The sequence below is a fragment of the Skermanella rosea genome (assembly GCF_016806835.2).
Classification (GTDB): domain Bacteria; phylum Pseudomonadota; class Alphaproteobacteria; order Azospirillales; family Azospirillaceae; genus Skermanella; species Skermanella rosea.
The window spans coordinates 522,552-547,500 of the sequence record NZ_CP086111.1 but is presented as its reverse complement, the minus strand read 5'-3'; the positions used below and the strand labels follow the sequence as shown (position 1 = coordinate 547,500).

Here is a 24,949-nt window from a genome sequence, read left to right as displayed (position 1 = left end):
CGAAGCCCTCGTTCGACTTGCATGTGTTAGGCATGCCGCCAGCGTTCGTTCTGAGCCAGGATCAAACTCTCAGGTTGAAGACGATCCAGCCGTCCCGGCCGAAGCCGGAACATCCGAACCGCTCAACGGGAACCGTCACCCAAGACAGTCCCGAGAACCTAAGCCTTGAACCATGTGATTCTCTGCGTAGCTTCCAGGATGCCAGACTGACAGTTCCGATTTGTGCCCCGAACCGGGCCAAACCGCGCCGCCGCCTGCGCATCCCTTCTCTCATACGATCAACTTGTCAAAGATCCGGGCGGGTCCTGAAACCCGCGACCGCCGAGGCGGCCCTTCAATCCGTTCCGGACGACGACCGCAGACCGCCCAAAACCCTTGGGTCGAAGCCTGCCGCGCTGTCCGGGGAAGATGCTGAACCGCGACGTTTCCGTCCGCGCTTCATGTTCTTCTATTTAGCAAACCGTTCGAGCTTCGTCAACCCGTCAGGCGAACTTTTTTCAGTACTCCGGTCCGGACCGAAGTCCCGACCGAGAACTCATATAGTACCGAAGCTTTCTTCCGTCAACGGGTAGTCAGGCTTACTTTCCCTGGGCCATCCGCCGGCGGCCGATTACTCGACCTGTACAAGTTCCCCACTTGGTCCGTGCCGTCCGTGAACCGCACCGTGCCGCGTGGGAGGCGCCTTATATGGGAATGTCATGGCGCCTGTCCAGATGAAAATTCATCCCACCCGCTTTTCCGGTACCCGCCCGTCATGCCGCCCGTCATGCCGGAAGAAGGCCATGAGATCGGTCAGGTGCGCGGCCTGCTCGGTCAAGGTCTCGGCGGCCTGGGCGCTCTCGACCGCGAGGTCGGCATTGCCCTGCGTCATCGTGTCCATCTGGGCGACGGCCCCGTTGATCTGTTCCAACCGGACCGCCTGGTCGCGGGTGGTGCCGACGATCGCGATCGCGCGGTCGGCGACGGCGGTCACCGAGGTCGCGATCTCGTCCAGCGCCTTGACGGCGGCGGTCACCAGATCGACACCGCTGACCACATGCCCGCCGCTTTCCTTGAGCAGCCGCTTGATGTCGCCGGACGCGTCGCCGGCCCGGCGGGCGAGCATCCGGACCTCCGCGGCGACCACGGCGAAACCCCTGCCCTCCTCCCCGGCGCGGGCCGCCTCGACGGCGGCGTTCAAGGCGAGGAGGTTGGTCTGGAAGGCGATCTCGTCCATCAGGCCGATGATGTCGGCGGCACGCTTCGACGACTGCTCGATCCTGTGCATGGCGGCCACCGCGTCCTCCGCCACCTGTCCGGCCGAGCTGGCGAGCGCCCGGGCCTCCTCGACCGAGCGGGTCACCTCGGCGGCGCTCTCCGCGTTGCTGCGGACGGAGGCCGTCAGATCCTTCATGGCCGACGAGGTCCGCTCCAGGTGCTCGGCCTGCTGCTCGGCGCTGCCCGACAGGTTCCGGCTGCCGTCCGCGATGTCGCCGGCGGTGCCGCCGATGCGGTCGGCGGCGTCGCCGATCTCGGCCACGATCCGTTGCAGGCGCTCGGCCATGTGGTTGGTGCTGGTCTTGATCGTGGCGAAGACGCCTTCCAGGTCCTCCTCGATCCTGCGCTCCAGGTCGCCTCGGGAAATGGCGGAGAGGACGCCGTCGATCGCCGTCAGGCTGCCGCTGACCGTCGCCGTCAGGGCGTTGATCCCGTTGCACAGGCGGCCCATAGCGCCGGCCCCGTCGGCGACCACCAGCCGCCGGCCGAAATCTCCGTGCGACGCCGCCTCGACCAGGTCGGCGATGTCGTGCTCGGCCTCGGCCAGGACGCGGTCGCGCTCCGCCATGTCGGCCACCGAGCGGTTGATCACGTCGGCCACGGCGCGGTAGCAGCCCTTGAGGCCGGTCAGCGTGACCCGGCGGTAATAGAGCTTGCGGCTGGCATGGTCCATGGCGGCCCCGACCTCGCGGCTGAAGCAGTCGGCCAGGTCGAGCACGTCGTTGACCCGGACGAAGAGCCGGCCGAGGTCGCCGCCCTCCTCCACCCCGGTGATCCGATGATCGTAGTTGCCGGCGGCGGCCTCGGCGCAGATCGCGTCGGCGCGCCGGATCGCCCGCTCCACCCGTCCGGCCAGGGCCAGGATGGCGGTCGCGGCCGCCAGGACCGCGGCGAGCGGCACGGCGCTCCACCAAGCCGGCAGCGACTCGGACGCCAGGAGCGCCACCAGCGCGCCGGCGGCCCCGGCCGCGGCGGTGGCGCCGGCCAGCGCGCGGATCCTAGAGAGAGAGGATGAACGCGTCATAGCCGGTCCCCTTCCGCTCCATCGCGTCGTGCAGCAGCGCCGTGGAAGCCGCCATGCCATCCCGCCTTCCGCCCGCCGACTCGGCGGCGAGCATCCTGCCGTACAGCGGCTCGACCGCGGCGATGGCGTCGCGCCGCGCCCAGCGGCGGAAGGAGTGGTAGCCGGTGATCGCGCCGGCCATGTCGAAGCTCGGCGTGACATGGGCGAAGACCCAGTAATGGTCGCCGTCCCGGGCCATGTTCTTGACGTAGGCGAAGATCTCCCGCCCGGAAGCGATCGTCTCCCACAGCAGCTTGAACACCGCGCGCGGCATGTCGGGATGGCGGATGATGCTGTGCGGCCGGCCCAGCACCTCGGCCTCGTCATAGCCCGCGATCCTGAGGAAGACGGAATTGGCGTAGGTGATCCGGCCCTTCAGGTCGGTCTTGCTGACGATGATCTCGTCCTCGCCGAACGTCCGTTCGCGCCCGGTCGGGGCGGCAGTCGGCCTCGCCATGCGGTCGTCCCCCTTGCTGCAGGGACAACCTTATATCCGATGCCGGCCATACCCCGTTTGATCCAGGTCAACCCGCCGGAGACCGGACACTGGTCAGACCGGCTCGAACAGGCTCGCCGGCATGGTCAGCGAGATCCGCGCCCGGCTTTGCAGGGCGGCCGCACCGTCTTCGGGGGCGTCCTCCGCGACCGCCGCCTCGTCGAGGGCGATGCGGGCGCCGAGTTGGTCGACCAGGGCCGTCATCACGGCGGGGCCGAGCCCGTACCGCCCGCCGACCTGGGGCGGCCCCGCGCCGGGCTCGCGGTCGAACTCGAAACTCAGCCTCAGGCCTCCCGACTCGGGCTCCACCCGCACCGTCAGGCCGCCGCCCGTCCGGGCCGACGCCCCCTCGGCCGCCGTGAACAGGATCTCGGCGATCACCAGCCCGAGCGGTCCCGCCATATCCAGCTCGAGCGCCAGCGAACCGATGTCCGTCCGGCGCACCAGCTGGCGGCCGGCGTCGAAGTCGCGGACCAGGCTGTTGCACAGGTCCGCCAGATAGCCGTCGAACCGGACGCTGGTGATCCGGCTGGGTCCCAGCAGGTTCCGGAACAGCAGGCCCAGCCCGTCTATCCGCTGCTGGGTCCGGCGGAAGCCGTGCTTGAGGTCGCCTTCCGGCATGCCCAGCGTCTGCAGGTACAGCACGGTGCTGATGACCTGCAGGTTGTTGCGCACGCGGTGATGCAGCTCGCGCAACAGCACCTGGCTCTCGGCCAGGGCGTCGCGCAGCGCCGCCTCCATGTCGCGGCGGGTCGTGATGTCGTGGGTGACCATGGAGAAGCCGGCGAGCCGGCCGGCATCGTCGCGCATCGCCGTCACCAGGATGTCGGCCTGGAAGCGGGAGCCGTCCTTCCGCACGCGGACATGCTCGCCGTGGACGCTGCCGTCCGACGCCGCCTGCGCCAGCATGGCGCCGACGCCGCCGGGCGGCGCCTCGGCGGTCGTCCCCTCGGCCGGCGCCCCCTCGGCGACCGCGGCCGGGTCGAGCACCCCGGCGGGCCGGCCCAGAATCTCCGCCTCGCAGTAGCCAAGGAGGCGCTCGGCGCCGGCGTTCCAGCTGGTCACCAGGCCGGCCGGGTCGAGCATCACGATGGCGTAGTCGCGCACCCCCTCCACCAGCAGGCGGAAGCGCTCCTCGCTCTCCCGCACGGTCTGGCGGTGGATCACGAACTGCTGGGCGCGCAGCCGCAGGAGGTTGCGGGCGCGGGTCTGGAACTCCCAGGGATCGACCGGGCTGAGGATGAAGTCCGTCGCCCCGGCCTCCAGCGCCTCGCGCCGAATCTCGTGGTCCTCGTAGGCGGTCACCACGATCACCGGCACGTCGGCGGTGCCGGGATGCCCGCGCAGGGCCCGGATGAACCCCGCCCCGTCCATCAGGGGCATCTTGAAGTCCGTGATGACCAGGTCTGGCACCGTCCGCCGGCAGGCGTCCAGGGCTTCCACGGGATTGGGGAAGGCGGACACGTTGATATCGTCGCCGACCGAGGACGCGAACTTGGTCAGGATTTTCCGATTGACGCTGCGGTCGTCGATGATGAAGACCTCGGCGCCCATGATGGCGACCCCCGTTTCGGAGACGGAAACCCTCAAGAAACTCACCGTAACGTCTTTTCCCCAAAACGTGGCGCCCTGGCCAGGGCGGGTCCGACGGCTGCTCGCCTATAAAACTTTACTGAATGTAAATACGACATTCAGCGCAATTCTTACGGCGACAAATCTAGAGCGACACCACCAATAAATCAAAGCCCGCATGCATACGCGATAGATACAATTAACCGTTTCTTAGGTTTGTACCCCAAAATAATGGGTGAGACACAGACCACCCCGACCCTTGGCGAGCGCGGATCCGACCGGCTGGCACCTTGCATACTGGAAGCGATGGAGAGAGTCATGCTTGAGCAGATTAGCGGCCAACTTCTCAATTCAGTTAAAATTGAAAAGACCGCCACTGTCGCGGAGCAGCCTCGGCGCGCCCCGCTCCAGCTGGACCGCCAGTTCCGCGAACTCGACCTCGACTTCGACGCCGGCACCGGCGTCTTCTGGTGCCGTTTCCGTTTCAGCGACCGGCCGAGCTTCACGCCGGGCGTCCTGCAGGAGCTGCGCCGGGTCCGCCAGATGCTGGCGTCGCGCGGCGACACCGCCGAGCCGCAGGTCAGGTACGTGGTCCTGGGGTCGCGGATGCCGGGCGTGTTCAACCTGGGCGGCGACCTCGGGCTGTTCGCCCAGCTGATCCGCCGGCGCGACCGCGACGCGCTGTCGACCTATGCCCGGGCCTGCGTCGCCGAGATCCACGCCAATTCGGTGGCGCTCGACCTGCCGGTGATCACCATGTCGCTGGTGCAGGGCGACGCGCTGGGCGGCGGGTTCGAGGCGGCGCTGTCGGCCAACGTCATCGTGGCCGAGCGCAGCGCCAAGTTCGGCCTGCCGGAGGTGATGTTCAACCTGTTCCCCGGCATGGGCGCCTACAACTTCCTGGCCCGCCGGAGCAGCGCCGCGATCGCCGAGAAGCTGATCATGAGCGGCCGGGTCCATACCGGCGCCGAGCTGTACGACATGGGCATCGTGGACGTCCTGGCCGAGGACGGCGAGGGCGAGGAGGTGCTGCTCGACTATGTCCGCAAGAACAGCCGCCGCCACGCCGCCCACCGGGCGATCTACCAGGCGCGCCAGCGGGTCAACCCGATCACCCTCCAGGACCTGAACGACATCACCGACCTGTGGGTCGATACCGCGCTGACGCTCGGCCCGACCGACCTGAGGATGATGGAACGGCTGGTCGCGGCCCAGGACCGCCGCCGCGCCCGGACCGGATCGGCCCTGTCCGAAGACCTGCGACTCGGCGGCGTCGGCGACTGACCCCCCCGTCAGTCCGTGGTCCCCGGCGCCGGGACCGCCCTCCCCGACCGCCGTCCCGCCCCCACCGCCAGCAGATAGGCCCCGACGGACAGCACCACCGACACGGCCATCACCAGGATCATCGGCATCTGGTCGTCGTCCTTCAGGTAGCCCACCGCCACCGTCGCCAACGCACCCACCGACATCTGGAGAAAGCCCAGCAGGCCCGACGCGGCGCCGGCCACCCTCGGGTTGACGCTGATCGCGGCGGCAATGCCGCTCGGCATGCTGACGCCGTTGCCGACGGCGACGATGCACATGGGCAGGAAGATCGCCAGCGCGTCGAACAGGCCCAGCAGCCCGAGCCCGCCCATGACCGACACGCCCGCCAGATTGACCAGGGTGCCGCCCAGCACCAAGCGGCGGGCGCCCAGCCGGGTCGCCATCCGGGCCGCGATGAAGCTGCCCAGCGCGTAGCCGGCGGAGACCAGCACGAACAGCGTTCCATACTCGCTGGGCGGCCGCCTCAGCAGGTCGATCATGATGTAGGGGGCGCCGGCCAGGAAGGCGAAGAAGACGGCCGACGCGAAGGCGGTGTTCAGCGCGTATCCCAGGAACTCCGGCGAGCGCAGCAGCGCCGCGTAGCCGATCGCCATGCCGACCGGCCCGGGCAGCGGCTGGCGTCGGAAATTGGTCTCGCGCAGGGACCCGAGGCTCCAGAGCCACACCGCGGCGCCGCACCCGAGCACCAGCAGGAAGCTGGCCTGCCAGCCGAACCAGACCTCCAGGAAGCCGCCGAGCGCCGGTGCCACCGCGGGCGCCACCGCCATGGCCATGGTGATGTAGGCCAGCATGCTGGCGGCCTTGTCGCGCTCGTAGACGTCGCGGACGATGGCGCGGCTCAGCACCATGCCGGCGCAGCCGCCGACCGCCTGGGCGATCCGGCCGGCGATCAGCATGCCGATCGTGGGCGCCAGCGCGCAGACCAGGCTGGCCGCCACGAAGACGCCCAGCCCCGCCAGCAGCACCGGTCGCCGGCCGAACCGGTCGGACAGCGGCCCGTAGATCAGCTGGCCGCAGGCGATGCCGATCAGGTACAGGGTCAGCGCCAGCTGGGCGGTGCCGTAATCCGTTTCGAACACCCGCACGAGGCCGGGGATCGACGGGATGAAGATGTTGAGCGCCAGCGGCCCGATCGCCGTGATGGCGATCAGGATCGCGATATGCGGCGGCCGGCCGGCGGTGGCGGCCGGCGGCGGGACGGTCGTGGAGGCGGTCATGACCCCAAGGGTAACCCGCCGCGGCCGGCTGCCAACCTTCCTCAGGACATGGCTGGGATGCGCGGCCTCCTCGGCGGCAGCGGGAACAGATCGGCCGCGACGCCCGCGCCGTCGGCATCCAGCCGCTCCCGCCCGGGATTGTCATAGACGACCAGCACCGCCGGAGGCTCGCCCGGCCGGTCGAACAGCGTCGCGCCCTCGGCATGGTCGAAGCCGGCGCCGTAGGGAATGTCCATCACCCGCTCCAGCCGGGTACGCGGGATCACCGTCTCCTCCCGCTGGTTCCAGGCGTCGTGCCAGCGGTACAGGACCACCGGCCCGTCCAGGTCCATGGTCGGCCCGGCCAGGATCAGCAGGTCGTCGCCCTCCAGCGACAGTTCGCGGATGCCCAGCCCGTCCAGGTCCAGGAAATGCTTGCGGTAGCGTTCGCCATCGGGGCCGATCCGGCGCAGCTTCAGGCCGGCCGCCTTGCCGACGCTGCCCTTCTCCGTGACTTCCAGTTCCAGAAGGACGGCCCAGCCGCGCAGCACCGGCCCGCGCATGCCGAGGAACACCCGGTCGCCCCGCGCCGAGATGCCCTCCACGTCGAAGCCGTTGTCCTTGGACGGGATCGCCATGAAGCGGCCGAGATGCTCGTCCTTGCGCAGCGCCTTCGACAGGGCGTTGGAGCCCTTCCCGTCCATCTTCAGGCGGCCGGCCCTCCGGCCGGGGCCGCCGCCGTCCGGCGGCGCGGACCGGGCCAGGGCGTGGACGCCGTCCTCCGTCTCGCGGACCAGGGGGATGCGGCCGAGCAGGTAGCGGTTCGGCTCGCATTCCACCCGGGTCAGCCGCTCCAGCGCCTCCTCGACGCCGGTCTCGTCCGGATCGGGCTTCTTGCGCTTCAGGCTGTGCGAGCCGCAGATCCAGAGATAATCGCCGTCCACCGACAGCCCCTCGATATCGACCTCCCCCTCGACCGGCAGGTCGAAGAAGTCGGCCAGCCGGTAGGGGGTGTGGCGGCCGAAGGTCTTCCAGTCCTCGGTGGTCAGGCGCTCGATCGTGGCGGTCTCGTCCGACGCGGTCCAGAGGCAGCGCCCCGACTGCTTGACCACCGAGAGGTCGTTGCGGATCGCCTCGTCGAGTTCCCCGCCCAGGCCCTCGTGGTGGTGGAAGTCCAGCATGATCCGCTGCGGCCCGGGTGTCTGCTTCTTCGCGGCCATCGGTTCTTTCCCCCTGCCTGCCCGTTGTCTTCCGGAAGAGTGCGGGGGCCTGCGGTCCGGGGCAAGGGGGAAGTGGGGACGGCCCCGGCTCCGCGTTTATGCCATGCCGAAGATCGCATCCGCCCGTGCCAGCAGTTCGTCCGCGGCCACGCCGGCGAGATGGACGGTGCCGCCGTCGCCCAGGTCGAGCAAGGTCGATCCGCCCAGGGGAACGGCGCTTTCCAGCACCTCCGCCACCGGCCTGTCGATCACCAGCCGGTCGCGGAAGACGTCGAAGTCGGTCACGGTGTCGGCTCCGCCGCCCCTGGCGAACAGGAAGGTATCTGCGCCCGGTCCGCCGGTCATGACCGAACCGCCGAAGCCGCCGGTCAGCCGGTCGTTTCCCGAGCCGCCGGACAGGAAGGACCGGCCCAGCCCGCCGAGAAGCTCGTCGTCGCCGGCCTCGCCGTACAGGGTGTCATTCCCGGTCCCGCCGAGGAGACGGTCGTTCCCGGCGCCTCCGAACGCGATCAGGTCGGGCGTCGGCCGCAGGACCCAGCTTCCGTGATGGACGAAACGGAACCCCCCTTCCGAGGCATAACCCTGGCTGCTGGCCAAGCTGTCGGTGTATTCGACCCATGAGTTGTGGCCGGATTCGTATCCCATCCGCGGGTCCAGGGTCCGCGTCGCCGGATCCCAGGACCAGCCGTCCCAGACGGCGAACGGATCGGCCTTCAGGCTTTCCAGCGTATCGCTTAGGCTTGACGAGTCGAACCGGAAGCCAACCGGCGCTCCGGCGAACCCCAGCGCCGGGGACAGGCTGTCGAACGTGACCGTTCCGGTCGCCGTGCTCGGCCGGCTTCCGGCATCGGGAAACTCGTCGCCGGCATCGTACCTCATCCACTCGAAGGAATTTCCCGGCGCAGGCGTCCAGTCGAACACCATCCGCGTCGCCGCCGCGATCACGTCGCCGCCGGCGCTTCCGAACTCGATCACGCTGCCGCCCATCCGGTAGCCCATGGCATCCCCCTTCCGATCGCTCGCCGGCGAATGCTCCGGCAACCAAAGCATCGGTCGGATGCCGTTTACGAGGGATGAACGTCAGTCCCGCAGCCGGAAGCGATGGGAGCGGCCCGGATTCCAGAATCTGTAGCCCGTCAGGATCCCGGGGCGCATATAGGCTTCGAAGAAGAACAGGACGGTGGACAGGTCGCGCTCCAGGTCGACGCCCAAATCGTGACCGAATGACCCGGGCCAGTTCGAGCGTCCCCGGAAACTCATGAAGAAGCGCCGGAAGACCGTTGGTGGAATGGTGAAGAAGCTGCCCAGTTCCAGGCGGACGAAGGTCGAACTGGCTAAGAAGGTGAGATTGACGAAATCGACGTAGTCGGCGCTCGCATGCTGGCAGGCCAGAGGCCTTGCCGACATTATCCCGTGGATATAGGCGGTGGTCGCGAGGACCACGTGTTTCAGGGAGCGGGTCGTGGCGTTCGTCTCCAGCCGGCCCAGGATTCGATTGGCGATTTCCATCGCCTTTCTGGCCTGTTCCATGTCGAATCTGATGCCGTCGGGATCGGCGGACTGTGCCGTCTTGTGGATATCCCCGACCTGCGACTCGAAGATGTCCGCAAGTCGGTAAGCGTCGTCAAGCGCGCGGTCGGCTCGGCCCATGGATGTGGAAATTCACCGTGCTTGAACCGGAGCCTGGTTCACTCGAACCGGGGATAGCCGTCCATCATCCGCCGCCACTGCGCCCGCATGTCTTTCCGGTGCTTCCGGGCGAAGAGGGCCGCCCCCTCCAGGTCGTCGAACATGGCCCGATCGCGAGTCTCGCGGATCCGGCTGGACAGGAGGCTCGCCAAGTTCCAGCCGATCCGGACGATCCGGTTCCGGGACCTTTGGGCGGGACGCCGGTCGATGGAAGCCGCTTCGAAACGATCGGTCTCTCCGCCCTGCAATTCCGATTGGTGCGCTGTCACTGCCGATTTCTCCTGTCCGAGCGCCCTGCGGATCTACGGTTCGAACCACGCCCGGACAACCGTCGCCGCCTACGATTTCGGGGTAGATTAGTCCGGAACGGACTCGGACCCAACGCCTGATACAAGTTTGCTTGTATTTTCCCTTACTTCCAGATCGGCTTGCCGTGCAGCGGGATGCCGTAGCTGTCCCACTTGCGGGTGACCTCCTCGATCACCTCGTCGGTCATGCGGAGCTGCTGGCCCCACTCGCGCTTGGTCTCCGGCGGCCACTTGTTGGTGGCGTCCAGGCCGACCTTGCCGCCGAGGCCGCTTTCCGGGCTGGCGAAGTCCAGGTAGTCGATCGGCGTGCCTTCCACCACGGTGATGTCGCGGGCCGGGTCCATGCGGGTGGAGACGGCCCACATCACGTCCTTCCAGTCCCGCGCATTGATGTCGTCGTCCACGACGATGACCCACTTGGTGTACATGAACTGGCGCAGGAACGACCAGACGCCCATCATCACCCGCTTGGCGTGGCCCGGATAGGCCTTCTTCATGGACACCACGGCGATGCGGTAGGAGCAGCCCTCCGGCGGCAGCCAGAAATCCACGATCTCGGGGAACTGCTGGACCAGCAGGGGGATGAAGACCTCGTTCAGCGCCTCGCCCAGCACGCTGGGCTCGTCGGGCGGCCGGCCGGTGAAGGTGGAGAGGTATATCGGGTTCCGCCGCATGGTGATGGCGGTGACGTGGAAGACCGGGAACGGCTCGACCGCGTTGTAGTATCCGGTGTGGTCGCCGTACGGCCCCTCGTCGCCGAATTCGTCCAGGCTGACCAGCCCCTCGATCACGATCTCCGCCTGGGCCGGGACCTTCAGCGGGATGGTCTTGCAATCGACCAGCTCGACCTTGCGGCCGCGCAGCAGCCCGGCGAACTGGTATTCCGACAGGGTGTCGGGGACGGGCGTGACGGCGGCCAGGATGGTGCCGGGGTCCGCCCCCAGCACGGCGGCGGCCGGCAGGGGCTCGCGCTTGCCCGAGGCCGCCCAGCGCCGATGGTGCTGGGCGCCGCCCCGGTGCTTCAGCCAGCGCATCAGCGTGGTGTTCCGACCGGTCACCTGCATGCGGTAGATGCCGAGGTTGAAGTCGTCCTCGCGCTTCTTGCCCGGCCCCTTGGTCACGACCAGCGGCCAGGTGATCAGGGGAGCCGGCTCGCCCGGCCAGCAGCCCTGGATCGGCAGGCGGCCCAGGTCGATGTCGTCGCCCTTCAGCACGACCTCCTGGCAGGGCGCCGAGGACACTGTCTTCGGCTTCATGGACAGTACGGTCCTGGCCAGCGGGATCAGCTCCAGGGCCTCCCGGAAACCGCCCGGCGGCTCCGGCTGGCGCAGGAAGGCCAGCGTCTCGCCGACGCCGCGCAACTGGTTCGGCTCCCGGTCCATGCCCCAGGCGACCCGCTCCACCGTGCCGAACAGGTTGATCAGGACCGGCATCTCGTAGCGCGACCCGTCCGGCCGGACGACATTCTCGAACAGGACGGCCGGCCCCTGCTGCGCCAGCAGCCTCGTGTGGATCTCGGTCATCTCCAGCACGGGCGAGACCGGCGTCTTGACCCGGACGAGGCGGCCCGAGCGCTCCAGCCGGTCCATGAAATCGCGCAGGGAGGAATAGGGCATCGGATCAGCATCTCTGGCGGCGGGAAGGAAGTCGGCCTAACATCGGCTTCGACACCGCCGCGTCAAGCGGATTGACGAGCCGGGGCGAACACAGCAGGGTCGGCGCCATGGCTTCCTCCCTCATCGACCCCGCGGTCCTGGCCCTGGCCTCCGGCTATCCCTACGCGTTCCCGGCCTGCTCCTACCTGTTCCGGGACGGGGCGCAGCATCCGCTTCCGGCCGGTCTGCCGGCTCTGCTGGCGGACCGCGTGCCGGTGATCGCCTGCGGCTCCAACCGGGCGCCGGAACAGCTCGCCCGGAAGTTCAGGGACTGGCCGCACCCCCTCGCGATCCCCGTGCTGTGCGGCAGGCTGGCCGGGTTCGACGTGGTCTATTCGGCCCATTTCACCCGCTACGGCGCCCTGCCGGCCACCCTGCATCCGGCGCCCGGCGCCGCTCCCGACGTGGTGGTCGAGATCGCCGTGCAGTGGCTGACCGCGGCCGAGCTGGAGCGGATGGACGCGACCGAGGGGATCGGCGTCAATTACGACCGCCGGGGGCTGGACGGCATCCGGCTGGAGATCGACGGGCTGGGCGTGATCGACTCCGCCGAGGCCTATCTCAGCCGGCGCGGCGCCCTGGCGATCGACGGACGGCCGGTCGCCCTCGCCGCGATTCCCTGCGCCGGCCGGACCTGGCCCGCCCTGGACCAGCCGGGCGTGCTGGAAGCCGTCCGGACCCGGCTCGCCCCGGGAAGCACATTGGACGGCTTCATCCACGCCGTCGTGACGGACCCGGATTATCGCGCGGAGCAGACTGCGGCCCTGGCGCTGGAAGCCCTCAGGCCGGCCTAACCCTCGCCCAGCAGCCGCCATACCGTGGTGTCGCGGACCTCCCTGTCCTCCAGGTCCAGGGAGGTCGGCACGGCGAAGCGGGCCAGAGCCTCCAGGCCGGACTTGGGCAGGTAGGCGCGGCCGGGGTCGCCCAGGATGACCAGCGTGCCGCCGCGCGCCAAGCCGCGCAGCCAGGCGATCACCCGCTCGGCCATGGGCCGCTCGTAGCAGACGTCGCCGGCCAGGATCACGTCGATCCCGGGCAGCGGGCGGCCCACGATGTCGTCCCGCAGCACGTCCAGCGTCACGCCGTTGGCCCCCGCGTTGAGCCCGATCGCCGCGACCGCGAAATCGTCGATCTCCACCGCCGCCACGCGGGCGGCGCCGGCCTTGGCGGCGGCGATGGCGGCCATGCCGCTGCCCGACGCGAAGTCGAGCACCCGGCGCCCCGCCACCAGTCCCGGATTGTCCAGGAGGTGGCGGGCCACCGCCCGGCCGCCCGGCCAGGCGAAGGCCCAGTAGGGCGGCGGCAGGTTGCAGGCGGCGAGGTTCGCCTCGGTCGCCTCCCACAGCGGCGTCACCTGGGTCGCCAGGTGAAGCAGGATTTCCGGCAGCAGCGGCGCCGCCGCGAGTTCGGTGTTCGCCCGGACGAAGGCCTGCCGGCCGGCATCGGAGTCGCTGGTGGGGGCGGTGATGGTCATGGCGCGGAGTTGCCCATACGCCCCCGCCCCGCGCAAGCGGATTCGCCGGGTCAGCCGGTCACGATACCCGGCCTGCGACAATGGCGCCCAGCACCAGCCAGCCGAACCAGCGGTTCGACTTGAACTTGGACAGGCAGTCCGCCGGATCGTCCGGCCGCCATGTCCCGACCTGCCAGGCGAGCTGAAGCAGCGCCGCGGTCAGCAGGAGCTGGAACCAGAGGCCCAGCCCGGCGGCCAGCCCGGCCGCGAGCAGCCCGCCATAGGTCAGCGTGTAGAACCCGTAGATCCAGATCTTGGAGGCGTCGCCCAGGCGCAGCGCCGTGGACTTGACGCCGATGCGGGCGTCGTCCTCCTTGTCCTGGTGGGCGTAGATCGTGTCGTATCCCAGCGTCCAGACGATCCCGGCGGCGTAGAGGAGCAGCGCCGGCAGGTCGAGCCCGCCGGTCACCGCCGCCCAGCCGACCAGCGCCCCCCAGTTGAAGGTCAGGCCCAGGAAGGCCTGGGGCCACCAGGTGATCCGCTTCATCAGCGGATAGGTGAAGACCAGGACCAGGGACGCCGCCCCGAGCGCTATCGTGAAGAGGTTGAACTGCACCAGCACCGCCAAGCCGACCAGCATCTGGAACACCACGAACGCCAGCGCCTGACGCACCGTCACCTGGCCGCTCGGGATCGGCCGGGTCCGGGTCCGCTCCACCAGGCCGTCGATGTCGCGGTCCAGGATGTCGTTGACCGTGCAGCCGGCGCCGCGCATCACGACGGCGCCGATCCCGAACAGGATCATCATCCAGGGATCGGGCCAGCCCTGGGTCGCCAGCGCCTGGCTCCACCAACAGGGGAACAGCAGCAGCCAGGTCCCGATCGGACGATCCAGCCGCGCCAGCTTCAGATAGGGCCGCACGGCAGCCGGGGCATGGCGGTCGATCCATCCGTCGGGCCGGATGTCGGTGAACCCGTCGCGGTTCGGTTCCGCGGCACCGATCGGGGCTGGGGCTGGCGTCATGGGTGGCATCCGTCCGTCGGGCTTGGCGATGGGCATGGTGATTCCGGCGCGGGCACTCTAGCCCAGACCACCGCCGACTTGTACCCGGCGATCGGCCGGAATCCGCGAAAGCATGCGGCGGGGGGTTGCGGTGGCGTCGGGCCGGCGTGCTACAGTGCGCGCCAGTCCCAGGAGGTTCCATGGCATTCAAGCCCAACTACAACCAGCAGCGCGCCGACCGCAATCGCGCCAAGGAACAGAAGAAGCAGGAGAAGCTTCGCCAGAAGGAGGAGGCCGTCGCCCAGCGCAAGGCTTCCACCGGCCCGGAGACGTCGGAAGGCGACCCCGACGGCGAGGACCAAGCCGATGTCGAGCCGGGCGAGACCGCTCCGGACCGAACGTCATAGGCCTATAGATACGGTGTCGGCAGGTCGATCCGATGCCCTAAAGAAGTCCGTTGACCCTGCATCGCATTGGGAGAGGGGCAATGGCCCGAAAAAAGCAGCCGACCGACAACGCGTACGTCCTGTTCGACGTCGTGTACCAGGATGGCGTCAAGACATCGAACCGCAAGGTTCCCAGCTCCGAAGTCGGCGGCCTCGACGGCGACGAGCCGGCGCGCGCCATCATCGAGGCACAGGACCGCAAGATCGCCGAAATGTCCGGCAACCCGCGCGGGCCGATCAAGACCATAACCCGGTCCCCCAACCAGTAGACGACCCGACGAAGGAACCGCAGGCGGCGGACGCACCCGCCGCCGGGCGGCCCGTTACTCCTCACCCGGAGGTTTATCGGACGTCGATCGGAAGAAAAAATCCGCCTCTGATGCCGAAAGAGCTTCCCGTCAAGGGCGTAAGGATGGACGAAAGCCGATCGTTTATGTAACGTCGTTCATCGATTGAGTTAAACTAGGTTAACTAACACCCTCCCCGTGAGAACGCTGGCTTCAAAACACACGATCCTCCTGGCTGCCGCCGGCGCGACACTGACGGCGACGTCGGCCTGCGCGCAGACTCCGGCCGTCGACTTGGGGCCGAGCGGGTCGATGATCACGCTGGGTGCGGCGGCCCTGGCGGGGGTCGTCGGCCTTGCCTTGCAGACCCTCCGGGTGCGCGGCAAGTCGAAGCGGGCCGCGGACCTGCAAGGAGAGATCGACCGGCTGGAGGCGCTGCTGTCGGCTTCCCCGGATGCCTGGTGCGGCTGGAGCCCCGACGGCACCCACGCGATTTCCCCCGGCTTCGCCGGCCTGCTCGGCATAGAGCGCTGCGAACGGCTGGAGGATATCGAGAACGCCCTGGCGCCGAGCGACGCCGCGGCGCTCAACGGCGCCTTCGGCCATCTGCGCCGGACCGGCAAGCCGTTCCAGATCGTGGTCACCACGGCCGACGGCGGCCGGGTGCTGGAGCTGAGCGGATCGCGGGGCACGGGCTCACGGGGAAGCTCCGGGGACGGGGAAAGGTTCGACGTCCTGTGGGCCCGCGATATCGGCCATCTCACGGGCGAGATCACCCGGCAGACCCAGGCCCGCACGGCGGCCCTGCAGACGCTGGAGGAGATCCGCACGGCGCTCGACCGGGTTCCCTTCCCGATCTGGCTGCGCCGCCGGGACCTGTCGATCGCCTGGTGCAACAAGGCCTATGCCGACGCGCTCGACCTTACCCGCGACCAGGCGCTGGAGCGGCAGAGCGAACTGGTGCCGGCGTCGCTCGACGGGCCGCGCAGATCGCTCGCCGAACAGGCCAGGGCCGAGTGCGCCGCCCGGTCGGAAACCCAGCACCTGGTCATCGACGGCGCGCGCCGGCTGATCGAGATCACCGAGGCCCCCGTGGTGGCCCCGGGGGCGGAGGCCGCGGGATCGCAGGCGGCCATGCTGGTCGGCTACGCGCTCGACCTGACGCCCCAGGAGGAGCTGCGCCGGGAACTGGACCGGCACATCGCCGCCCACGGCGAAGTGCTGGAACAGCTGGGCTCGCCGATCGCGATCTACGGCGCCGACACCCGCCTGCTGTTCTTCAACCAGGCCTATGTCTCGCTCTGGGGCCTGGACGAGGGGTGGCTGGAGACCGAACCGACCTACGGCGAGGTGATGGAGGACCTGCGGGCTCGCCGGCGCCTGCCCGAGCACGCCGACTTCCCGCGCTACAAGCGCGAGCAGCTGTCCAAGTTCACCTCCCTGATCGAACCGGCCGAGGACCTGCTCCACCTTCCGGACGGCACGACGCTGCGCATGCTGCTGGTGCCGCACCCCTTCGGCGGCCTGATGTTCATCCTGGAGGACGTGACCAACGCGCTGGCGCTGGAATCCTCCTACAACACGCTGATGGCGGTCCAGCAGGAGAGCCTGGACAACCTGGCCGAAGGCATCGCGGTGTTCGGCGGCGACGGCAGGCTGAAGCTGTCGAATCCGGCCTACGCCCGGATCTGGCGGCTGCGGCCCGAGGACCTGAACGGCGAGCCCCATCTGGTCGAGCTGGTCGAGAAGATGAAGGACTTCTTCGACTTCGGCAACGACTGGGACGGGTTCAAGAACGAGAGCATCGCGAGCACCCTGGAACGGGCCGCGCGCAACGGCCGGATCGAGCGGGCGGACGGCTCGGTCGTCGAATTCTCCAGCGTGCCGCTGCCCGACGGCGCGGTGCTGACCAGCTTCCTGGACGTCACCGACAGCGTCCGGGTCGAGCAGGCGCTGCGCGAGCGCAACGCGGCGCTGGAAGCGGCCGACCGCCTGAAGGCGGAGTTCATCGCCAACGTGTCCTACCAGCTCCGGACGCCGCTGAACGCCATCATGGGCTTCGCGGAGATCCTGGCGAACCAGTATTTCGGCGAGCTGAACGAGCGCCAGCTGGAATACAGCCGCGCCGTGCTGGACAGCGGCCAGCGCCTGCTGCTGCTGATCAACGACATCCTGGACCTCGCCACGGTCGAGGCCGGCTTCATGGTGCTGGAGCGGGCTCCGGTGGACATCCCCGCGATGCTCGGCAGCGTGCTCAACCTGACGCGCGACTGGGCGCGCAAGCAGAACCTGAAGCTGGAGATCGAGCATGCCGACGACATCGGCACGATCGAGGCCGACGAGAAGCGGCTGAAGCAGGCGGTGTTCAACCTGATCAGCAACGCCATCAAGTTCACCCCGCCGGGCGGCAGGATCCTGGTTTCCGCCGAACGGATCGGCGGCTCCTTCGTGCTGGCCGTGAGCGACACCGGCATCGGCATCCCGGCGGCCGACCAGGAGCGGGTGTTCGGACGCTTCGAGCGGGCCAATCCCCAGGCCCGCCAGACCGGTGCCGGCCTCGGACTGTCGCTGGTCAAGAGCTTCATCGAGCTGCACGGCGGCCGGGTCGAGATCGAAAGCCGCCTGAACGAGGGCACCTGCATCCGCTGCATCTTGCCGGTCAAGGCCAATGCGGTCACCCAGCCCGCCGGCACGGTCCGCGCGACGACGTGATCTTCGGACAGGATCGCGCGGGAGGGTCCACGTCCCGCGCATCTTGAGCCGCGGGACGCCGCCCCTCCGGCTTTGCGGAATGGATGAGACAAGCAAAAAGGGCCTCGGCGATGCCGAGGCCCTTTTTGTATCATGGTCGGAGTGAGAGGATTCGAACCTCCGGCCCCTGCCTCCCGAAGACAGTGCTCTACCAGGCTGAGCTACACTCCGTTACCCTGGATGTCCGCCGCGAGGCGGCGTGGGCGGGTATATACCGGGTAGGCCGCCCCCGCGCAAGTGCCGAATTCCATGATGCGCGGACGAACCTGCGGATAGTCGCGAACCGGATCAGAACTCCCGGTCGATCACGAAGTCGATGACGTCCAGCAGGGCGCGCTTCTCCGGCCCGTCGGGGAAAATGCCGAGGGAGTCGCGGGCGATGGCGCCGTAGTGCCGGGCGCGCTCCACGGTGTCTCGCAGCGTCCCGTGCTGGTTCATCATCGCGATGGCGCGGTCCAGGTCGCCGTCGCCCTGCTCCATCTCCTCGACGGTGCGGTGCCAGAAGGCGCGGTCCTCGTCGCTGCCGCGGCGGTAGGCGAGGATCACCGGCAGGGTGATCTTGCCTTCGCGGAAATCGTCGCCGACCGTCTTGCCCAGCCGGGCCTGCAGGGCCGAATAGTCCAGCACGTCGTCGACCAGCTGGAACGCGATGCCGAGGTTGAGCCCGTAGGCGAACAGGGCGTCGCCCTCCACCGCCGGGCGCGACGCCACCACCGCGCCGATCTGGCAGGCGGCGGCGAACAGCTCCGCCGTCTTGGCGCGGATGACGTCCAGGTAGGCCTGCTCGCTGGTGCCGGTGTCGTTGGACGTGGTGAGCTGGAGCACCTCGCCCTCCGCGATGACCGCGGAGGCGTGGGACAGGATGCGCAGCACCTCGAGCGAGCCGTCCTCGACCATCAGCTGGAAGGAGCGGCTGAACAGGAAATCGCCGACCAGCACGCTCGCCTTGTTGCCGAACACGGCGTTGGCGGACGCCAGCCCCCGGCGCAGGTCGCTCTCGTCCACCACGTCGTCGTGGAGCAGCGTGGCGGTGTGGATGAACTCGACGCAGGCGGCGAGCGCCTGGTGCCGGGTCCCCTCGTAGCCGCACAGCCGCGCCGAGGCCAGCGTCAGCACCGGGCGGAGACGCTTCCCGCCCGCCGCGATGATGTATCCGGCGAGCTGGGGGATCAGTTCGACCGGCGACTGCATCCGGTCGATGATCAGGGTGTTGCAGGCCTTGAGGTCGTCGGCGACCAGGTCCGTCAGCTTATCGAGTGCGTTCACGTCGGGGTTTGATCGTTTCAGGCTGAGGTTGGTGACGACCGCCAATTTGGTCTCCAGCATGGCGTGGCAGGGCACGAATCGCTAGCGAGCATAAGGACAGGACTTCGCTGGTCAAGTGCGCTGTCAAAATCGCCGCATGCGGAGCCGCGGCGGCCTGCCGTTTCCCTGGCCCCTCCGCCGTGCTATTCGCAGGCGGGGACAGGTTCGCCGGCCCCTTCCGCCCGTCTTCCGGAGAGGGATTGATGAAGGAACTCCTGCGCACGGTCGATCCGGTGCTGCTCTCGTGGCTGACGGCCCTGCTGGCCGACGCCGGCATAGAGGCGGTCGTGCTCGACACCTACACCAGCATCCTGGAAGGCAGCATCGGCGCGATCCCGCGGCGCCTGATGGTGGCGGAGGAGGATTACGCCGCGGCCCGCAGGATCCTGGAGGAGACGGGCCACCTTGCTCCCGACTGAAGGCGACGGCCGGACCGCCGACCGGCTGCTGGGCGGCCGGGTCGCCCTGTTCCAGCCGGCCCGGGGCTACCGCGCCGCGATCGACCCGGTGCTGCTGGCGGCGGCGACGCCCGCCGCGGCGGGTGAACGGGTGCTCGACGTCGGCGCGGGCGTGGGCGCCACCACGCTGTGCCTGGCGGCGCGGGTTCCCGGCGCCGATGTCACCGGGCTGGAGCTCCAGCCCGGGCTCGCGGCGCTCGGGGCGGAGAATGTCCGCGCCAACGGGCTGGAGGACAGGGTCCGCATCCTGGAAGGCGACCTGCTGGCGCCGCCGGAAGGAATCGCCGCCACGGCCTTCGACCGGGTGATGACCAACCCGCCGTTCCAGGAGGCCGGCACCCACACTCCGCCGCCCGAGGCGGGGCGCGCGCTGGCGCACGGCGAGGGTGCGGCCGACCTGGCGGCCTGGCTGGACTTCTGCGCCCGCCGGGTGAAGCCGCGCGGCACCCTGACCGTCATCCACCGGGCCGACCGGCTGGACGACCTGATCGCCCTGCTGCATGGCCGGTTCGGCGGGATCACCCTGGTCCCGCTGTGGCCCAAGGCCGGCCGGCCGGCCCGCCGCGTCGTGGTGACCGCGCGCAAGGGAGCCCGCAGCCCCGCCCGCCTGATGCCCGGCCTGGTGCTGCACGAGGCCGACGGCGGCTTCACCGGCGCGGCCCAGGCGATCCTGCGCGACGGCGCCGCGCTGGATCTTTGAAAACAGGGCGCCCGCCCCATGTTAAGCGGCATGCTGATCCGCCGTATCATGACCGCCCTCGGTCGCAAGCCCGCCCCCACCGTTTCCGTTCTCCGGCTGTCCGGCGTCATCGGCGCCGGCGGGGCGCTCCGCCCGGGGATCACCCTGGCGGCCCTGGCGCCCGCCATCCAGCGCGCCTTCTCCGTTCCCGGCCAGCAGGCCGTGGCGCTCCAGGTCAATTCGCCCGGCGGTTCGCCGGTCCAGTCCGCCCTGGTCGCGGGACGCATCCGCCAGCTGGCCGACGAGAAGAAGGTGCCGGTCTTCGCCTTCGCGGAGGACGTCGCGGCGTCCGGCGGCTACTGGCTGGCCTGCGCCGCCGACGAGATCTACGCCGATCCCAGCTCGATCATCGGCTCGATCGGCGTGGTTTCCGCGGGCTTCGGCTTCCAGGACCTGATCGCCCGCTACGGGATCGAGCGGCGGGTACATACCTCCGGCACCCGGAAGGCCATGCTCGACCCGTTCCAGCCCGAGCGGGACGAGGACATCGTCCGGCTGAAGGCGATCCAGGCGGAGATCCACGACGCCTTCAAGGCCATGGTCCGCGGCCGGCGCGGCGACCGCCTGAAGGGGACCGACGAGGACCTGTTCTCGGGGGAGTTCTGGACCGGCGCCAAGGCGCTGGACCTGGGGCTGGTCGACGGGCTCGGCGACCTGCGATCGGTCATGCGCGACCGCTTCGGCGAAAAGGTCAACCTGCGGCTGGTCCATGGCGAGCGCCGCTGGTGGCGCGGCCGCATCCGGACGGAAGCGGCGCTGCCCGCCCTGACGCCGTCCGGCCTCGCCGACGATCTGGCAAGCGCCATGATCAATGCCGTCGAGGACCGCGCCATGTGGTCCCGCTTCGGCCTGTAGCGGCGCCCCCGGGCTGGGCGGCTGCCCGATAAGCCTTGCGGTCACACCGGGGCATGCCGCATAGTCGCGACCCCGGACGCGAGTCCGGAAAATCTGGCTGGGGTGCCGGTCCTTCGAGGGGCCGGCTGAGATCATACCCATCGAACCTGTTCGGATAATGCCGACGAAGGGAGCCCCCATGACGACAGCGCGATCCATTTCCGATATTCCGACCGGCCCGCGGTCCGACCGCCCCTCGGTCGCCATCGTCGGCGCCGGCGTGGTCGGCCTCGGCATCGGCTGGCGCCTTGCCGCCGCCGGGTGCCGGGTCGAGATCTTCGACAAGGGCGAGGCGGGACGCGGCGCCAGCCATGCCGCCGCGGGGATGCTGGCGGCCGGCGTCGAGGTCGAGCCCGGCGAGGAGGGCCAGCTGCCGCTGAACCGGCACAGCCAGGACCTGTGGCCGGGCTTCGCCGAGGAGCTTCAGGCCGCCTCCGGCATCGACGTCGAGTTGCGCACCGAGGGCACCCTCGTGGTGGCCCTGAACTCCGACGACGTCGCCCGGCTGCGCTTCAATTTCGACCTCCAGAAGAGCCTGGGGCTCGGCCATGAGTGGCTGACGGGGGCGGAGGTCAAGCGCCGCGAGCCCTATCTGCACACCGGCACGGCGGCGGCGATCCTGAGCCCGCGCGATCATCAGGTGGACAACCGCAAGGTCGCCCTGGCGCTCCGCACCGCCTTCGAGCGGGCCGGGGGGCGCTTGCATGAACACACGGCGGTCGAGGAGATCCTGGTCGAGGGCGGGCACGCCGCCGGCGTGCTGGCGGCCGGAGGCGGGACGCACCGGGCCGACGTCACCGTGCTGGCCGCGGGCGCCTGGTCGCGGGGGATTCCCGGTCTGCCCGACGGTGCCCGGCCGCCGGTCCGGCCGGTCAAGGGCCAGATGGCGGCCCTTCGGATGGACCCGCGCGAGCCGCTGCTCCGGCATGTGGTCTGGACGCCCGGCGTCTATCTGGTGCCGCGCCGCGACGGCCGGCTGGTGATCGGCGCCACGGTGGAGGAGCGCGGCTTCGACACCGACCTGACCGCGGGCGGCGTCATGTCCCTGCTCGAGGGCGCCTGGCGGGCGCTGCCGGGAGTCGAGGAACTGCCGATCGACGAGCTGTGGGTCGGCTTCCGCCCCGGCTCGCGCGACGACGCCCCCATCCTGGGACCGTCGGCGCTGGACGGGCTGGTCCTGGCGACCGGCCATCACCGGAACGGCATCCTGCTGACCCCGGTCACCGCCGACGCCGTCTCCGACCACATCCTGACCGGGCGGATCGCCGACGTCATCCGCCCGTTCGGCATCGACCGATTCGCGAAGAGAGCGGCGCCAGGCCGCCCGCAGAGTGGGAAGGAACTTCCATGACCCGACATATTCCCCCGCATATCCAGGTGAACGGCCAGCGCGAGCCGCTGGCGGCCCCGACGCTCGACGCCCTGCTGCGCGGGAAGGGGGTGGTTCCCGGAGCCCGCGGCGTCGCCGTCGCGCTGAACGGCGCGGTCGTCCCCGCCGGCCGCTGGGCCGACACCGCCCTGGCCGAAGGCGACGACCTGGAGATCGTCCGCCCCTTCTCCGGCGGCTGAAGCCGGACACGCCCGATACGAAGCCCTGAAAGCACCCCATGCCCCATCTGCCCGATTCCTTCGAAATCGCCGGCCGCACGCTCACCTCCCGCCTGTTCATCGGCACCGCCGGCTATCCGAACCGACAGGTCATGCTCGACTCCATCACGGCGAGCGGCGCCGAGGTGGTCACCGTGTCGATCCGCCGCATCAGCCTGGAAGGCTATGCCGAGAGCATGGTCGACCTGCTGGGATCCGATTACGTCCTGCTGCCCAACACCGCCGGATGCTCGACCGCGCGGGAAGCGGTTCTGACCGCCCGCCTCGCCCGAGAGGCGCTGGACACGAACTGGATCAAGCTGGAGGTGATCGGCGACCGCGAGACCCTCCACCCCGACGTGGAGGAGCTTCGGCGCGCGACCGAGGAGCTGGTCGCCGATGGCTTCACCGTGCTGCCCTACTGCAACGACGATCCGGTGTCCTGCCGGAAGCTGGCCGACGCCGGGGCGGCGGCGGTGATGCCGCTGGGCTCGCCGATCGGTTCCGGCCTGGGCATCGCCAACCCCCACGCGATCGAGCTGATCTGCGCGCGCAGCTCCGTTCCGGTCATCCTGGACGCGGGGATCGGCACCGCCTCGGACGCGACGCTGGCGATGGAGCTGGGGTGCAGCGCCGTGCTGCTGAACACGGCGGTGGCCAAAGCCCGCGACCCGCGCCGCATGGCCGCGGCGATGCGCTCCGCGGTGGAGGCGGGGCACGCCGCCCGGGAGGCCGGCCGCATCCCGAAGCGGACCTACGCCCAGGCCTCCAGCCCGCAGCTCGGGCTGATCGGCACCTGACTTGACCGGCGCCTGACTTGACCGACATGGGGCGGGGAACTAAGAGAAAGCATGTTGAAGTTCCTCACCCTAGTCCTGCTGATCGCCATCGTGTGGTTCGGCTTCAAGTTCGTGACCCGCTCCCAGGCGATCGCCAAGGCGAAGCGCGAGATGGCGGCCCGCCGCGAGGCCGGGCTGCCCCGCCCGCGTCCCCGCGACGCCCAGGAGATGGTCCGTTGCGCCTCCTGCGGCGTCTACGTGTCGGCTACCAAGGCCAGCGCCTGCGGCCGCCCGGACTGCCCTTACCGGTGAGAGTTCATTTCATTCATCCACAGATAAACGCAGATGGACACAGATGTTTTTTCGATCCTATCTGTGTCCATCTGCGTTCATCTGTGGATAATGCGGCCCTTTGACGTTCGCCCGTCGTGCGACGCCGGCTCCGACGCACCGCCTCCTGCACTTGATTCCGCCAGATTGCCCGCGTATCGTCCACGCACTGCAACATAATCATAAAGTGTGAGCGAACATGGCGCCTGCAAGCGCGGCGACACGGCCCCTCAGCTTCCAGGGGCTGATCCTCAAGCTCCAGAATTTCTGGGCGGAACAGGGCTGCGTCATCCTCCAGCCCTATGACATGGAAGTCGGCGCCGGCACGTTCCACCCGGCGACGACCTTGCGGGCGCTGGGGCCGCAGGCTTGGCGCGCCGCCTATGTTCAGCCGTCGCGCCGCCCCAAGGACGGCCGCTACGGCGAGAATCCCAACCGCTTGCAGCATTATTACCAGTTCCAGGTGATCCTGAAGCCGTCGCCGGCCGACGCGCAGGACCTATACCTGAAGAGCCTGTACGCCCTGGGGATCGACCCCGCGCTTCACGACATCCGGTTCGTCGAGGACGACTGGGAAAGCCCGACCCTGGGCGCCTGGGGCCTGGGCTGGGAAGTCTGGTGCGACGGCATGGAGGTCACCCAGTTCACCTATTTCCAGCAGGTCGGCGGCATCGAGTGCGACCCCGTCGCGGTCGAGCTGACCTACGGCCTGGAACGGCTCGCCATGTATGTCCAGGGCGTCGAGAACGTCTACGACCTGGACTTTAACGGCGCCGGCGTCCGCTACGGCGACGTGTTCAAGCGGTCGGAGGTGGAGTTCTCCACCTTCAACTTCGACTATGCCGACACCGACCGGCTGCTCCGCCACTTCAAGGACGCCGAGGAGGAATGCCGGATGCTGCTGGACGCCCGGCTGGCCCTGCCCGCCTATGACCAGTGCATCAAGGCGAGCCATCTGTTCAACCTCCTGGACGCGCGCGGCGTGATCAGCGTGGTCGAGCGGGCCGCCTATATCGGCCGCGTCCGGGCGCTTGCCAAGGGTTGCTGCGAGGCCTGGCTGGCGGGATTGCCGGCATCGGCCCCGGCGCTGGCACCGTCCGCCGCCGGCCCGACCTCCTGACAGACCGCCGGAAAC

The 24,949-nt window shown here is 69.3% G+C and carries 25 protein-coding genes, 1 tRNA gene, 1 rRNA gene and 1 riboswitch (1 of these 28 running past the window's edge); of the genes, 13 read left to right on the top strand and 14 right to left on the bottom strand.

Features of this window, described 5'->3' with window-relative positions:
- The 4 genes from JL101_RS02590 to JL101_RS02575 form a co-directional block, all read right to left on the bottom strand.
- Positions 1-77 (bottom strand): 16S ribosomal RNA (locus JL101_RS02590); it reaches 1,410 nt to the left of the window's first position.
- A 644-nt stretch (positions 78-721) separates the two neighbouring features.
- The gene (locus JL101_RS02585; RefSeq protein ID WP_203096951.1) at positions 722-2,281 is read right to left on the bottom strand and encodes a methyl-accepting chemotaxis protein; all 1,560 of its coding nucleotides are present in this window, start codon (positions 2,279-2,281) and stop codon (positions 722-724) included.
- Complete coding sequence (locus JL101_RS02580) at positions 2,256-2,777, bottom strand: PAS domain-containing protein (protein WP_203096950.1); 522 nt, start codon at positions 2,775-2,777, stop codon at positions 2,256-2,258. Before JL101_RS02580 ends, JL101_RS02585 begins: the two co-directional genes overlap by 26 nt.
- A gap of 93 nt (positions 2,778-2,870) precedes the next feature.
- A complete protein-coding gene (locus JL101_RS02575) occupies positions 2,871-4,415 on the bottom strand; it encodes a response regulator (protein WP_203096949.1) in 1,545 nt (514 codons plus the stop codon).
- Positions 4,416-4,706: 291 nt separating this feature from the next.
- On the opposite strand from JL101_RS02575, the gene JL101_RS02570 reads away from it, so the two are divergent.
- Positions 4,707-5,672 (top strand): crotonase/enoyl-CoA hydratase family protein, encoded by a 966-nt coding sequence (locus JL101_RS02570; RefSeq protein ID WP_203096948.1) that lies wholly within the window; start codon positions 4,707-4,709, stop codon positions 5,670-5,672.
- An 8-nt stretch (positions 5,673-5,680) separates the two neighbouring features.
- Here the strand turns inward: JL101_RS02570 and JL101_RS02565 are convergent, their stop codons facing one another.
- The 6 genes from JL101_RS02565 to JL101_RS02540 all read right to left on the bottom strand — a co-directional run bounded on the left by JL101_RS02565 (position 5,681) and on the right by JL101_RS02540 (position 11,743).
- On the bottom strand, positions 5,681-6,931 hold the full coding sequence (locus JL101_RS02565) for a multidrug effflux MFS transporter (RefSeq protein ID WP_203096947.1): 1,251 nt from the start codon (positions 6,929-6,931) through the stop codon (positions 5,681-5,683).
- 41 nt (positions 6,932-6,972) lie between these two features.
- Positions 6,973-8,130: a DUF3616 domain-containing protein gene (locus tag JL101_RS02560; RefSeq protein WP_203096946.1), complete on the bottom strand. Its 1,158-nt coding sequence runs from the start codon at positions 8,128-8,130 to the stop codon at positions 6,973-6,975.
- Positions 8,131-8,226: 96 nt separating this feature from the next.
- The gene (locus JL101_RS02555; RefSeq protein WP_203096945.1) at positions 8,227-9,129 is read right to left on the bottom strand and encodes a calcium-binding protein; all 903 of its coding nucleotides are present in this window, start codon (positions 9,127-9,129) and stop codon (positions 8,227-8,229) included.
- Between the two features lie 81 nt (positions 9,130-9,210).
- Positions 9,211-9,780 carry a hypothetical protein gene (locus tag JL101_RS02550; protein ID WP_203096944.1) on the bottom strand — a complete coding sequence of 190 codons (570 nt, stop codon included), beginning with the start codon at positions 9,778-9,780 and terminating at the stop codon, positions 9,211-9,213.
- Positions 9,781-9,818: 38 nt separating this feature from the next.
- Positions 9,819-10,088, bottom strand: a complete 270-nt coding sequence (locus JL101_RS02545) for a hypothetical protein (protein ID WP_203096943.1) — start codon at positions 10,086-10,088, stop codon at positions 9,819-9,821.
- A 143-nt stretch (positions 10,089-10,231) separates the two neighbouring features.
- Positions 10,232-11,743, bottom strand: a complete 1,512-nt coding sequence (locus tag JL101_RS02540) for a UbiD family decarboxylase (RefSeq protein ID WP_203096942.1) — start codon at positions 11,741-11,743, stop codon at positions 10,232-10,234.
- Positions 11,744-11,850: 107 nt separating this feature from the next.
- Here JL101_RS02540 and JL101_RS02535 point away from each other — a divergent pair, with 107 nt between their 5' ends.
- A complete protein-coding gene (locus JL101_RS02535; RefSeq protein WP_203096941.1) occupies positions 11,851-12,576 on the top strand; it encodes a gamma-glutamylcyclotransferase family protein in 726 nt (241 codons plus the stop codon).
- On the opposite strand, the gene JL101_RS02530 is transcribed toward JL101_RS02535, so the two are convergent.
- Together JL101_RS02530 and ubiA are read right to left on the bottom strand one after the other, a co-directional pair.
- Positions 12,573-13,256, bottom strand: a complete 684-nt coding sequence (locus JL101_RS02530; protein ID WP_203096940.1) for a class I SAM-dependent methyltransferase — start codon at positions 13,254-13,256, stop codon at positions 12,573-12,575. The genes JL101_RS02535 and JL101_RS02530 overlap by 4 nt on opposite strands.
- 58 nt (positions 13,257-13,314) lie before the next feature.
- Positions 13,315-14,259: a 4-hydroxybenzoate octaprenyltransferase gene (gene ubiA / locus JL101_RS02525; RefSeq protein WP_203096939.1), complete on the bottom strand. Its 945-nt coding sequence runs from the start codon at positions 14,257-14,259 to the stop codon at positions 13,315-13,317.
- A 179-nt stretch (positions 14,260-14,438) separates the two neighbouring features.
- Here ubiA and JL101_RS02520 point away from each other — a divergent pair, with 179 nt between their 5' ends.
- From JL101_RS02520 to JL101_RS02510, 3 genes are all read left to right on the top strand, one after another.
- Positions 14,439-14,645 carry a hypothetical protein gene (locus JL101_RS02520; protein WP_203096938.1) on the top strand — a complete coding sequence of 69 codons (207 nt, stop codon included), beginning with the start codon at positions 14,439-14,441 and terminating at the stop codon, positions 14,643-14,645.
- Between the two features lie 80 nt (positions 14,646-14,725).
- On the top strand, positions 14,726-14,953 hold the full coding sequence (locus JL101_RS02515) for a hypothetical protein (protein ID WP_158043727.1): 228 nt from the start codon (positions 14,726-14,728) through the stop codon (positions 14,951-14,953).
- 330 nt (positions 14,954-15,283) lie between these two features.
- A complete protein-coding gene (locus JL101_RS02510) occupies positions 15,284-17,683 on the top strand; it encodes a PAS domain-containing sensor histidine kinase (RefSeq protein WP_228435257.1) in 2,400 nt (799 codons plus the stop codon).
- Between the two features lie 133 nt (positions 17,684-17,816).
- Here the strand turns inward: JL101_RS02510 and JL101_RS02505 are convergent.
- Together JL101_RS02505 and JL101_RS02500 are read right to left on the bottom strand one after the other, a co-directional pair.
- A tRNA-Pro gene (locus JL101_RS02505) sits at positions 17,817-17,893 on the bottom strand.
- 117 nt (positions 17,894-18,010) lie between these two features.
- Positions 18,011-19,033 (bottom strand): polyprenyl synthetase family protein, encoded by a 1,023-nt coding sequence (locus tag JL101_RS02500; RefSeq protein WP_228435256.1) that lies wholly within the window; start codon positions 19,031-19,033, stop codon positions 18,011-18,013.
- Positions 19,034-19,230: 197 nt separating this feature from the next.
- Here JL101_RS02500 and JL101_RS02495 point away from each other — a divergent pair, with 197 nt between their 5' ends.
- The 8 genes from JL101_RS02495 (at position 19,231) to JL101_RS02460 (ending at position 24,934) form a co-directional block, all read left to right on the top strand.
- Positions 19,231-19,446: a putative signal transducing protein gene (locus tag JL101_RS02495; RefSeq protein ID WP_203096936.1), complete on the top strand. Its 216-nt coding sequence runs from the start codon at positions 19,231-19,233 to the stop codon at positions 19,444-19,446.
- Positions 19,433-20,185 (top strand): tRNA1(Val) (adenine(37)-N6)-methyltransferase, encoded by a 753-nt coding sequence (locus JL101_RS02490; protein WP_203096935.1) that lies wholly within the window; start codon positions 19,433-19,435, stop codon positions 20,183-20,185. The genes JL101_RS02495 and JL101_RS02490 overlap by 14 nt, the downstream gene beginning before the upstream one ends.
- Positions 20,186-20,233: 48 nt before the next feature.
- Complete coding sequence (locus tag JL101_RS02485) at positions 20,234-21,079, top strand: S49 family peptidase (RefSeq protein ID WP_228435255.1); 846 nt, start codon at positions 20,234-20,236, stop codon at positions 21,077-21,079.
- Positions 21,080-21,167: 88 nt separating this feature from the next.
- Positions 21,168-21,268, top strand: a riboswitch (TPP riboswitch).
- The gene (gene thiO, locus JL101_RS02480) at positions 21,258-22,469 is read left to right on the top strand and encodes a glycine oxidase ThiO (protein WP_203096933.1); all 1,212 of its coding nucleotides are present in this window, start codon (positions 21,258-21,260) and stop codon (positions 22,467-22,469) included. It overlaps the preceding riboswitch by 11 nt.
- Complete coding sequence (thiS, locus tag JL101_RS02475) at positions 22,466-22,687, top strand: sulfur carrier protein ThiS (RefSeq protein WP_203096932.1); 222 nt, start codon at positions 22,466-22,468, stop codon at positions 22,685-22,687. The genes thiO and thiS overlap by 4 nt, the downstream gene beginning before the upstream one ends.
- A gap of 38 nt (positions 22,688-22,725) precedes the next feature.
- Positions 22,726-23,505, top strand: coding sequence for a thiazole synthase (gene thiG, locus JL101_RS02470; RefSeq protein WP_323374705.1), 780 nt, complete (start codon positions 22,726-22,728; stop codon positions 23,503-23,505).
- Positions 23,506-23,556: 51 nt separating this feature from the next.
- Positions 23,557-23,796 (top strand): PP0621 family protein, encoded by a 240-nt coding sequence (locus tag JL101_RS02465; protein ID WP_202683709.1) that lies wholly within the window; start codon positions 23,557-23,559, stop codon positions 23,794-23,796.
- 217 nt (positions 23,797-24,013) lie between these two features.
- Positions 24,014-24,934 (top strand): glycine--tRNA ligase subunit alpha, encoded by a 921-nt coding sequence (locus tag JL101_RS02460; protein WP_203096931.1) that lies wholly within the window; start codon positions 24,014-24,016, stop codon positions 24,932-24,934.
- The last annotated feature ends 15 nt before the right edge of the window (positions 24,935-24,949 follow it).

Excerpts from the sequence above, each read along its gene's own strand:
- JL101_RS02585 (WP_203096951.1), bottom strand. The coding sequence starts at position 2,281 with ATGACGCGTTCATCCTCTCTCTCTAGGATCCGCGCGCTGGCCGGCGCC.
- JL101_RS02580 (WP_203096950.1), bottom strand. The coding sequence starts at position 2,777 with ATGGCGAGGCCGACTGCCGCCCCGACCGGGCGCGAACGGACGTTCGGC.
- JL101_RS02570 (WP_203096948.1), top strand. The coding sequence starts at position 4,707 with ATGCTTGAGCAGATTAGCGGCCAACTTCTCAATTCAGTTAAAATTGAA.
- JL101_RS02565 (WP_203096947.1), bottom strand. The coding sequence starts at position 6,931 with ATGACCGCCTCCACGACCGTCCCGCCGCCGGCCGCCACCGCCGGCCGG.
- JL101_RS02560 (WP_203096946.1), bottom strand. The coding sequence starts at position 8,130 with ATGGCCGCGAAGAAGCAGACACCCGGGCCGCAGCGGATCATGCTGGAC.
- JL101_RS02555 (WP_203096945.1), bottom strand. The coding sequence starts at position 9,129 with ATGGGCTACCGGATGGGCGGCAGCGTGATCGAGTTCGGAAGCGCCGGC.
- JL101_RS02550 (WP_203096944.1), bottom strand. The coding sequence starts at position 9,780 with ATGGGCCGAGCCGACCGCGCGCTTGACGACGCTTACCGACTTGCGGAC.
- JL101_RS02540 (WP_203096942.1), bottom strand. The coding sequence starts at position 11,743 with ATGCCCTATTCCTCCCTGCGCGATTTCATGGACCGGCTGGAGCGCTCG.
- JL101_RS02535 (WP_203096941.1), top strand. The coding sequence starts at position 11,851 with ATGGCTTCCTCCCTCATCGACCCCGCGGTCCTGGCCCTGGCCTCCGGC.
- JL101_RS02530 (WP_203096940.1), bottom strand. The coding sequence starts at position 13,256 with ATGACCATCACCGCCCCCACCAGCGACTCCGATGCCGGCCGGCAGGCC.
- ubiA (WP_203096939.1), bottom strand. The coding sequence starts at position 14,259 with ATGACGCCAGCCCCAGCCCCGATCGGTGCCGCGGAACCGAACCGCGAC.
- JL101_RS02520 (WP_203096938.1), top strand. The coding sequence starts at position 14,439 with ATGGCATTCAAGCCCAACTACAACCAGCAGCGCGCCGACCGCAATCGC.
- JL101_RS02515 (WP_158043727.1), top strand. The coding sequence starts at position 14,726 with ATGGCCCGAAAAAAGCAGCCGACCGACAACGCGTACGTCCTGTTCGAC.
- JL101_RS02510 (WP_228435257.1), top strand. The coding sequence starts at position 15,284 with ATGATCACGCTGGGTGCGGCGGCCCTGGCGGGGGTCGTCGGCCTTGCC.
- JL101_RS02495 (WP_203096936.1), top strand. The coding sequence starts at position 19,231 with ATGAAGGAACTCCTGCGCACGGTCGATCCGGTGCTGCTCTCGTGGCTG.
- JL101_RS02485 (WP_228435255.1), top strand. The coding sequence starts at position 20,234 with ATGACCGCCCTCGGTCGCAAGCCCGCCCCCACCGTTTCCGTTCTCCGG.
- thiO (WP_203096933.1), top strand. The coding sequence starts at position 21,258 with ATGACGACAGCGCGATCCATTTCCGATATTCCGACCGGCCCGCGGTCC.
- thiS (WP_203096932.1), top strand. The coding sequence starts at position 22,466 with ATGACCCGACATATTCCCCCGCATATCCAGGTGAACGGCCAGCGCGAG.
- thiG (WP_323374705.1), top strand. The coding sequence starts at position 22,726 with ATGCCCCATCTGCCCGATTCCTTCGAAATCGCCGGCCGCACGCTCACC.
- JL101_RS02465 (WP_202683709.1), top strand. The coding sequence starts at position 23,557 with ATGTTGAAGTTCCTCACCCTAGTCCTGCTGATCGCCATCGTGTGGTTC.
- JL101_RS02460 (WP_203096931.1), top strand. The coding sequence starts at position 24,014 with ATGGCGCCTGCAAGCGCGGCGACACGGCCCCTCAGCTTCCAGGGGCTG.